This window comes from Endozoicomonas sp. SESOKO3 (assembly GCF_024606255.1).
In genome coordinates, this window is the sequence record NZ_JAHHPR010000500.1 from 1 (window position 1) to 8,786 (window position 8,786).

Sequence of the window (8,786 nt, forward strand, 5' to 3'; positions counted from 1 at the left end):
AGCGTTCTTCAAAGCGCTTTTCTTGTTCGTCAAAGCGTTTTTCTTGTTGGTCAAACCTCCGGTGCATTTCAGCACGGGTTTTGCTGGCATAGCTGACAATACCCGTCAAGGTGTCTCGAATATGGTCAAGCTCTGTTTCCGGCGTTTGTTCAGCACTCAAGCTCATGCTGTACTCCCTAAAAATTAACGAGAAGAACAGCATAGCAGACACGATAAAGCAGTGAAGTAGAAATATGGGTAAAAATAGGAACCGGGCAAAGCCGTATATCACTGCATTCTGACTAAACCAATGCTCCAGGAGCAATTAGGGAGAGCTTAAACAGCAAGAGATTGACGATTCGTTGCTGGCCTCAGCTACCAGAAGTTCTGTCCCTGATCAGCTGAAAGCTTTTGGACGCTTGCTGGCATCCACCTCATTGCAGGGGTGATGTTCATGCCAGTGGCGGGCAATCTGCTCCCTGGTGCATAGCCATACTTTTTCCTTCGACTGCACATAATCCAGAAAACGCATCAGCGCAGCCGCGCGACCCGGTCTGCCAACCAGACGACAATGCAAACCTACTGACATCATCTTTGGCTGATCGGCACCCTCATCATAGAGCACATCAAACGCATCTTTCAGATAACTGAAAAACTGATCGCCAGAGTTAAAACCCTGAGCAGTGGCAAAACGCATATCATTGCAGTCCAGTGTATAAGGTACGACTAGCTGCGGCTGGTTAAATCGGGTATCCCAATAGGGCAGATCGTCTGCATAACTGTCGGCATGGTAAAGAAAGCTTCCCTCTTCTGCCACCAGCTGCTCGGTCTGGGGACTGCAGCGACCTGTGTACCAGCCCGAGGGGCTATGGCCGGTCATTTCTGTGTGTATTTGTATGGCCTTCTGCATATGCTCACGCTCTTCATCAAGATCGTGAAACTGATAATCAATCCAGCGATAACCATGACTGGCTATCTCCCAGTCAGCATTCAGCATAGCCTCAACAACCTTTGGGTTGCGCTGCATAGCCATGGCTACGGCATAAACCGTCACAGGAATGTTTCTCTGGGTGAAGATACGATGCAGCCGCCAGAAGCCAGCTCTGGCCCCGTAGTCATAGATAGACTCCATACTGATATGGCGCATCCCTTCATACGACTGAGCACCAATAATTTCGGAAAGGAAAGCTTCTGAGCCCTTGTCACCATGAAGCACAGAATTCTCACCACCTTCCTCATAATTAATGACAAACTGAACAGCGATTCGCGACTGCCCGGGCCATTGCGGGTGAGGAGGGGTCTTTCCATACCCTGTTAAGTCTCTGGGGTAGCTGTTATCACTGTGATTCATGGCAGACTCCGACTTATTTTTCTGTGTTTAAATCAATATATTGATTGACCCGTAGTATCTATGGCATAAACTCCCAAAGTCTGACTATTTGGTCAACATTTTGTTGGCAGGGTCACAAAAATCACAAGATACATTTTGTCAGAACTCAGAGAAAAATACCCCCTTGATCTTGGGGATAATAAAATTCCAATAAAACCAACAAAAAATCAGGATATGCTATGAAAAAAATGGCTGATGGCTCTATAGGGGCTGATGGCTCAGACGAAGCCATACTGTGGCGACAGACAAAAGTCGACCTGGCCGCCCGCGCCCTGGGTGGTGATGTACTGTCTGCAAGCGATGACTTCTTTGCTGAAAAAGACAACCTGCTGCTGGACTCTGAGCCGGTTTTTCTCCCGGAGAAATATACGGCTTACGGTAAATGGATGGATGGCTGGGAATCCCGCCGGCGCCGCACTGGCGATCATGATTGGGTCATCGTCAGACTGGCGACCCACGGCATGGTGGAAGGGGTCGAAGTTGATACCCGTCACTTTAAAGGTAATGCACCCGGGGCCGTTCAGTTGGAATACATTGCCAGCGAGTCAGATCCCGACGAGCAAAGCCAGTGGCAGACTATGAGCGCCAGAATGGCGGTTGAAGCCGATCATCGCAACCTGATTCGTCTGGATCAGCCTGTTGAAGCCACTCATATTCGCCTGACCATTTTCCCCGATGGCGGCGTTGCCCGTCTGAGAGTCTATGGAAAAATCCTGTTTAACACTCAACACCTTCTCCCCAACGAGCCCGTTGATCTATCGGCTCTGATGAACGGTGCTCGCCCTGTCAGCTGCTCAGATGCTTTCTTCAGCCCAATGCAAAATCTGCTTCGTCCGGGTCGCGGTGCCGATATGCATGATGGCTGGGAAACCCGCAGAAGACGCACTGGCGGTCACGACTGGATGGTCATCAGACTGGCTTCGCCCGGTAAAGTTGGCCGGGTTGAAATTGATACCCTGCACTTCAAAGGGAACTATCCAGACAGAGGTAGCCTGGAAGGCTGTTATTTTGAGGGAGAAGTACCCGATGACAAGACGGACTGGCACCCAATCCTCAGCGAACAGAAACTTCATGCCCACCGAAATCACTCTTTTGTAGAGAATCTGAAAAATACTCAGGAAATCTATACTCATGTCCGGCTGAATATTTTCCCTGATGGTGGGGTATCGAGATTGAGAGTCATTGGTCAGCCGGAGTCGGCAAAATGACATTGAACGATCTGAACACGCTGAGCGAAGAACGGGCAACAGAAACCTTCCGCCAATGTTGTGCCAGCAGTCACTGGGTTGAGTGCATGGTGGCTGCAAGACCCTTCGCCAATATTGAAAGCCTGCTGATTGCTGCCGATGCCGTGTGGTCTCATTGCCAGAAACCCGATTATCTGGAAGCGTTTGATGCTCACCCGAAAATCGGTGATATCAGCAGCCTGAAAGAGAAATACCGTAACACTCAAACCATGGCAGGCCATGAGCAGGCTGGCGTCGATGAGGCCAATGAACAAACCCTGCTGGCACTGGCTGAAGGCAATGAAAAGTATGAGCGACAGTTTGGCTATATCTTCATTGTCTGCGCCACCGGCAAAAGTGCCGGCGAGATGCTGACGCTGCTTAAGGAACGCTTGAGTAACGAGCCGGAGGATGAACTTTCCATGGCAGCGGCAGAACAGCATAAAATAACCAGTATCCGCCTGCGCAAAATGCTCGACAGCACCTCTTTGTCCACAGAAGGAGTGATTTTATGACCGGGATCAGCACTCATATCCTCGACACGGCTCTTGGCCACCCTGCCGATCAGGTTCCTGTCAGTCTCTACAAACAGGTTGAAGACAGCTGGATAGCGGTAGGGCAGGGCACAACAGACAATGACGGACGAATAAACAGTCTGGCAACGGACGAAGTAAACCTTCCTGAAGGCATTTATAAGCTGGACTTTGCGATTCAGAATTACTTTAACCGGCTGGAGCAGAAATGCTTTTATCCGGAAGTCTCGGTCATTTTTGAAGTCAATGATGATCGTCATCACCATGTGCCATTGCTGATTTCTCCCTTTGGTTATTCGACTTACAGAGGGAGTTGATTCTCACTCTTTGACGAAAATAATTGTCAAACATAACTAATGTTACACAGCCCTGAGCTGAGAAAAAAAGCCCTGAGCTAACAAAAATAAAGACCAAGAGGCATTGGCCTATGCCAACCACGTTAACCACCCGGGCTCTCCCTGTAGAGCCCCTGTCTGCTGAAGCTTTCAAGCCTTTCGGCGATGTGATCGAAGCCTGTGGTGACGCCATGATCATCAATCAGGGCCGCTGTCGTAAGTTCAACGACCTCACCCGGGTTCAAACCGATGCCGAAGGTGAGGTGGCCATTCACATTTACCACACGCAAGCCATCAAACAGCCCTACCGACTGGACTTACTGGAACGTCATCCTCTGGGCAGCCAAACCTTTATGCCTCTGGAGAAACAGCCATTTTTGATAGTTGTCGCCCCTGACAACCATCTGGAGCCGGATTTTGATCATATTCGCTGCTTTGCAGCTGATGGCTCTCAAGGTATTAATTACCATCCGGGCACCTGGCATCATCCGCTACTCTCAGCCGGTAACGGAATCTCCTATCTGGTGGTTGACCGGGCCGGGCCGGGACACAACTGTGACGAGGTTCTAATCCCGACCCACCTTTCTCTGACCGTGGGAGACCCGCTATGACGAGCACTGTCAATACACCTCCTGTTTTCTGGCGCGCTTGCGTACTCCACTTTCTGGATGATCCCGATAAGGGAGCACAAAGCTGGGAATACTTTGACGACGGTGGATTACTGGTTGAGTCAGGTTGTATCAAGGCCTGCGGCCCTGCCGAAACGTTATTGAAACAGCTGCCGGAAGGCTGTGAAATCAGAGACCTCTCTGGCAAGCTGATAGTTCCGGGATTTATAGACACTCATGTGCATTACCCCCAACTGGAAGTCATGGCAGGCTGCGGAGTACAACTGCTGGACTGGCTGGAACAGTATACTTTTCCTGCTGAAGCCCGCTTTTCAGATCCTGAATACGCCAGAGACATTGCAGAATTGTTTCTGGATCAATGCCTGAACAATGGAACCACTACAGCACTGGTGTTCGGCACAGTGGCGCCTCAATCGGTAGATGCTTTCTTTGAAGCTGCGCACAAGCGCAATATGCGTATGATTGGCGGCAAGGTCATGATGGACCGCAACGCGCCGGACTATCTGCTGGACACCCCACAAAGCAGTTATGAAGACTCAAAAAAACTGATCAATCGCTGGCACAACAAAGGCCGATTGTCCTATGCCGTCACTCCCCGCTTTGCTCCGACCTCTTCTTCCGAGCAGCTCACCCTGGCCGGAAGACTGCTCAGAGAACATGAAGGCCTTTACCTGCATACCCATCTGTCTGAAAACCCCAAAGAAATAGCATGGGTTCAGGAACTGTTTCCTGACAGCAAACATTATCTGGATGTTTATGACCAGCATGGTCTGCTGGGCTCACGATCGGTCTTTGCCCACTCCATCCATCTGTGCGAGCAAAGTTGGGACCGAATGGCCGAAAGCGACTCATCCATTGCCTGCTGTCCGGGCTCCAACCTTTTTCTGGGCAGCGGTTTATTCAGTTTCTCTAACGCACAAAACAAGAATATTCGTGTCGGGCTGGGTACAGACGTGGGTGGTGGCACCAGTCTTTGTCTGCTGAACACGATGAAAGACGCTTATCAGGTATCTCAGTTGAGTGAGAATACGATATCTCCTCTTCAAGCTTTCTACCTGGCCACGCTGGGGGGGGGCCAGAGCCCTGCATCTCGACGACCGCATCGGCAGTTTCAAGATCGGCAACGAGGCAGACTTTCTGGTGCTTAACCCCGAAGCCACACCTTTGTTGAAATTCAGAACAGAAAAAACAAAAACACTGGAAGAGTTGCTGGGTGTTCTCATGGTGATGGGTGACGACCGGGTCATTGAAAAAGCCATCATCATGGGTCAGGAAACCCGAGGAAGAAACTGAGTATGGAATCCTATATACAAGACTGGTTGAACCTGATTTTTCGATGGTTGCACGTCACGGCAGGTATTGCCTGGATCGGTGCCTCCTTTTACTTCAACTGGCTGGAAGGGCGACTGGAAAACGCCCCTCAGGCAAAACAGAAAAAAGGCATTAAAGGGGAGTTATGGGCTGTGCACGGTGGTGGCTTCTATGAAGTGAACAAATACCACCTGGCACCGGAGAAAATGCCGGAAACCCTGCACTGGTTTAAATGGGAAGCCTATGTCACCTGGCTGAGTGGCTTTGCCCTGCTGGCCATTATTTACTACTGGGGCGCAGAAAGTTATCTGCTTGCGTCAGACTCTCCACTGTCACCGGCCTCAGCCATCGCAATCAGTGCATTCAGCCTGTTCGTGAGCTGGCTGGTATACGATTTACTTTGTCGGACTCCATTGTTTTCCAATGAGAAACTGTTCAGTGCGGTACTCTTTGGACTGATTGTTATTGCAGCCTGGGGATACACTCAACTGTTCAGCGACAGAGCAGCTTATATCCACGTAGGTGCACTGATTGGCACCCTGATGGTGGGTAATGTCTTCCAGATTATCATCCCGTCCCAGAGGAAGCTGGTGGATGCAGCCCAGAGCGGTGACAGCAGCTTTGATCCGGCCATTGCCCGACATGCATTGCTACGCTCAAGGCACAACAACTACTTCACCCTGCCACTGTTGTTTATCATGATCAGTGGCCATTACCCGATGACTTATGGTCATGACTTGAGCTGGGCGATTCTTGCTGCCCTGTCACTGGCTGCGATTCTGATCCGACACTTCTTTAACCGTCGCAACCAGGGTACTGTATTAACCTGGCTATGGCCTGCCGCTGCCGTAGTGATGTTGAGCCTGGCTTTTGTCATCCGGCCACAGACAGCGCCAATGTCGGGGGTTGCAAAAGCACCCGCTTTTGACGAAAAGGAAATTGTCGAGATTGTCACCAGTCGCTGTTCTACCTGTCATGGGGCCAAGCCAACCGACCCTCTCTTTCAGGCAGCGCCGGGCGGCTTGATCTTTGATGATTATGATTCCATAGCTAGCAAAGCGGACAAGATCTATAGTCAGGCCGTTCAGACACAAGTCATGCCTCTGGCAAACCGCACCGAGATGACTGAAGAAGAACGCCAGATTCTGGGGCAGTGGTATCATCAGCTGAAATCTGAATAGGACAAGTCGATCAAAGCTTCCATGAACTGATCGAGGATCGGGCCCTGCCAGAGGCAGAGCCCGATATATTACTGTTGTTCCAGTGCGTTTTTTCAAACCCTTTTTCCTCCCCGACTGGCTTTCGTTGTATAAAATTGAGACTGTCGTCACTGACTTTTAAATGGCTAAGATCCTTTGGAGACATACATGAAAAAATGGCAGTGTATTGTTTGCGGTTTTATCTATGACGAGGAACAAGGTTGGCCTGATGAGGGGATTGAGCCAGGTACTCGCTGGGAAGATGTTCCAGAAGACTGGCACTGTCCTGACTGCGGTGTCGGCAAAGAGGACTTTGAAATGGTCAAAATCGGCTAATTTTGTCGAAATAAACAGATTCCCGGTTTTTTCGCGAGAAAGGCTATTGCTCTCACCTCTACAGTGTTTTAGTCTGTTGGTGACCGCTTATCCATCGGAAGAAAAAAAAAAAGAAGGAGTGCATGACATCATGCGTAAACCAGAACTCGTCAACGCTATTGCCGATCAGGCAGATCTGACAAAAGAACAAGCCAACCAGGCACTCAATGCCTTGATCGAGGTCATTACCTCCGCTCTGAAAGAAGAAGACACTGTCAGTCTTGTGGGCTTTGGTACATTCCTGCAACGCAGCAGAGCCGCACGCACAGGCAAAAACCCACAAACCGGTGAGCCGATAGAAATCGCTGCCAGCAATACAGTAGCCTTCAAGCCAGGTAAATCCCTGAAAGAAGCCGTTAACAGCTGATACCTGCTAAACCCTCGAGTTCCCGAGGTTGTTCTGCTAACAGAACGACCTCATTTATTTAAAACTTCCTCTTTCCTGCCAGTCCCAGCCACAGCCATTCCGAGTATCTTCCCAGCAACCAGAAACTAAGCGCCAGCAATGCGTAGAACAGTGCTTTGTGCATTGTGTCCCAGCCATATTGAAAGAACAGGGTATACAGATTCAACAACAGAAAGCCGACTCCCAGGATTCTTAGAATAGAGTCATCTCTGCGAAAACCAACAAAAATAGCCAAACATGACGCTGCCAGCATGGCCAGTCGCCATAACCAAAGCTCCATTTGTGACGCACTGAAGGGCTCAGATGTATAGTCATAATCACCTATCATGGACAAAACCCACAAACACCCGAAGAGTATCGTTAACGAGAAAAACTGAGTCGCATCAAAAAAGGCTCTGGTCCGTTTAAAGACTGGCAGGCCGTAGCCCAGCAAAAGAACCACCAAACTGAAGACAAGAAATTGCACTGGAAAGCTCTTCCCGAAAAGCGGCAGATTACCATCACTAGTCCAGTAAATCGTTTCGAAAAAAAACCAGCAAGCCAATACCAGTAATCCCAATACCCAGAGCAACAGTGATTCCAGCACTATCGCGACTAACAGATAAATCGCAGCTCCAAGAAGCAATAACAGCGAATAGTGACCATTAACTGTATAAAAGACCTTGTACAGGTAGTAAATGGAAGCCGCTGTCGATATAGCGCCCAGGAAAAAAATAAGCTCCTGACTAAACACACGGCCTGTCTGGCGTGACTTGAACCAACCGCCAAACAGATAAATGCCAACCGACAATGCAGCGAAAAACAAGCTTCGGGTGCCGTCCTGAAGAGTAAATAAACGCTCCAGCCATGCAATCAGAGCCTTATCCGTAACCACTGCTAACAGTGATAGCACCATGGAAAATAGCGCCGCCCAGCAAGCGTACTGGGCCAGGATGCGCCATTGAAAGGATTGCACATCCAGAGAGTTCAGCAGGGCTTCTTTTTTGCCTTCATCCAGAAGACCATCCCGGGACCAGCTCTTGAGTGTTTCTTGCAGAAAACGGAACTGTCTTCCATTCACTTTCATAATGTCTCCCTGAGATAACCTGTAGAATCTGATGTGTCTTTTAATGCATTATGATGAGTAGCCCCTATCATTCTGAGTGTGCACCAAAAAACCATTCAGTTGCCATCATTGTTCAATACGCCCAGAACGCGTGTTCAACGTCCGCCAGATCTGGGTAAGCCTTTCATTTTTAAGCAATATAGCGTATTTTCCGAACCCTTAATTTTCTACTGGGTGTTGACACTTTTGCCTTATATCCCTAATATTCGCCGCACTTGTTGAGCAGCACATTGCTGATCGCAGGGCCCAGGTGGCGGAATTGGTAGACGCGCTAGCTTCAGGTGCTAGTGTCCGAAAG

General features: G+C 49.5%; 11 protein-coding genes. 9 read left to right on the forward strand and 2 right to left on the reverse strand.

The window, feature by feature from the left end:
- Positions 1 to 376 precede the first annotated feature (376 nt).
- Complete coding sequence (gene puuE, locus KDK18_RS08715; protein WP_257254513.1) at positions 377 to 1,330, reverse strand: allantoinase PuuE; 954 nt, start codon at positions 1,328 to 1,330, stop codon at positions 377 to 379.
- 218 nt (positions 1,331 to 1,548) lie between these two features.
- On the opposite strand from puuE, the gene alc reads away from it, so the two are divergent.
- From alc to KDK18_RS08755, 9 genes are all read left to right on the forward strand, one after another.
- Positions 1,549 to 2,577, forward strand: coding sequence for an allantoicase (gene alc / locus KDK18_RS08720; RefSeq protein WP_257254514.1), 1,029 nt, complete (start codon positions 1,549 to 1,551; stop codon positions 2,575 to 2,577).
- Positions 2,574 to 3,110: a 2-oxo-4-hydroxy-4-carboxy-5-ureidoimidazoline decarboxylase gene (gene uraD, locus KDK18_RS08725; protein ID WP_257254515.1), complete on the forward strand. Its 537-nt coding sequence runs from the start codon at positions 2,574 to 2,576 to the stop codon at positions 3,108 to 3,110. The genes alc and uraD overlap by 4 nt, the downstream gene beginning before the upstream one ends.
- Entirely contained in the window at positions 3,107 to 3,445 is a 339-nt protein-coding gene (gene uraH / locus KDK18_RS08730) for a hydroxyisourate hydrolase (protein ID WP_257254516.1), read from the forward strand. The genes uraD and uraH overlap by 4 nt, the downstream gene beginning before the upstream one ends.
- A 110-nt stretch (positions 3,446 to 3,555) precedes the next feature.
- A complete protein-coding gene (locus tag KDK18_RS08735) occupies positions 3,556 to 4,074 on the forward strand; it encodes an ureidoglycolate lyase (RefSeq protein ID WP_257254517.1) in 519 nt (172 codons plus the stop codon).
- Positions 4,071 to 5,240, forward strand: a complete 1,170-nt coding sequence (guaD, locus tag KDK18_RS08740; protein ID WP_306670900.1) for a guanine deaminase — start codon at positions 4,071 to 4,073, stop codon at positions 5,238 to 5,240. The genes KDK18_RS08735 and guaD overlap by 4 nt, the downstream gene beginning before the upstream one ends.
- Complete coding sequence (locus KDK18_RS14565; RefSeq protein ID WP_373691158.1) at positions 5,209 to 5,385, forward strand: hypothetical protein; 177 nt, start codon at positions 5,209 to 5,211, stop codon at positions 5,383 to 5,385. Before guaD ends, KDK18_RS14565 begins: the two co-directional genes overlap by 32 nt.
- Before the next feature lie 2 nt (positions 5,386 to 5,387).
- Positions 5,388 to 6,584, forward strand: coding sequence for a urate hydroxylase PuuD (locus KDK18_RS08745; RefSeq protein WP_257254518.1), 1,197 nt, complete (start codon positions 5,388 to 5,390; stop codon positions 6,582 to 6,584).
- A 186-nt stretch (positions 6,585 to 6,770) separates the two neighbouring features.
- Positions 6,771 to 6,938: a rubredoxin gene (locus tag KDK18_RS08750; protein WP_257254519.1), complete on the forward strand. Its 168-nt coding sequence runs from the start codon at positions 6,771 to 6,773 to the stop codon at positions 6,936 to 6,938.
- A gap of 130 nt (positions 6,939 to 7,068) precedes the next feature.
- A complete protein-coding gene (locus KDK18_RS08755) occupies positions 7,069 to 7,344 on the forward strand; it encodes an HU family DNA-binding protein (protein ID WP_257254520.1) in 276 nt (91 codons plus the stop codon).
- A gap of 58 nt (positions 7,345 to 7,402) precedes the next feature.
- Here KDK18_RS08755 and KDK18_RS08760 read toward each other — a convergent pair whose 3' ends face one another.
- The gene (locus KDK18_RS08760; RefSeq protein WP_257254521.1) at positions 7,403 to 8,449 is read right to left on the reverse strand and encodes a hypothetical protein; all 1,047 of its coding nucleotides are present in this window, start codon (positions 8,447 to 8,449) and stop codon (positions 7,403 to 7,405) included.
- Between the last annotated feature and the right edge of the window lie 337 nt (positions 8,450 to 8,786).

What these genes read in the sequence shown, in the direction of transcription:
- puuE (WP_257254513.1), bottom strand. Translation starts at nt 1,330, where the DNA reads ATGAATCACAGTGATAACAGCTACCCCAGAGACTTAACAGGGTATGGA.
- alc (WP_257254514.1), top strand. Translation starts at nt 1,549, where the DNA reads ATGAAAAAAATGGCTGATGGCTCTATAGGGGCTGATGGCTCAGACGAA.
- uraD (WP_257254515.1), top strand. Translation starts at nt 2,574, where the DNA reads ATGACATTGAACGATCTGAACACGCTGAGCGAAGAACGGGCAACAGAA.
- uraH (WP_257254516.1), top strand. Translation starts at nt 3,107, where the DNA reads ATGACCGGGATCAGCACTCATATCCTCGACACGGCTCTTGGCCACCCT.
- KDK18_RS08735 (WP_257254517.1), top strand. Translation starts at nt 3,556, where the DNA reads ATGCCAACCACGTTAACCACCCGGGCTCTCCCTGTAGAGCCCCTGTCT.
- guaD (WP_306670900.1), top strand. Translation starts at nt 4,071, where the DNA reads ATGACGAGCACTGTCAATACACCTCCTGTTTTCTGGCGCGCTTGCGTA.
- KDK18_RS08745 (WP_257254518.1), top strand. Translation starts at nt 5,388, where the DNA reads ATGGAATCCTATATACAAGACTGGTTGAACCTGATTTTTCGATGGTTG.
- KDK18_RS08750 (WP_257254519.1), top strand. Translation starts at nt 6,771, where the DNA reads ATGAAAAAATGGCAGTGTATTGTTTGCGGTTTTATCTATGACGAGGAA.
- KDK18_RS08755 (WP_257254520.1), top strand. Translation starts at nt 7,069, where the DNA reads ATGCGTAAACCAGAACTCGTCAACGCTATTGCCGATCAGGCAGATCTG.
- KDK18_RS08760 (WP_257254521.1), bottom strand. Translation starts at nt 8,449, where the DNA reads ATGAAAGTGAATGGAAGACAGTTCCGTTTTCTGCAAGAAACACTCAAG.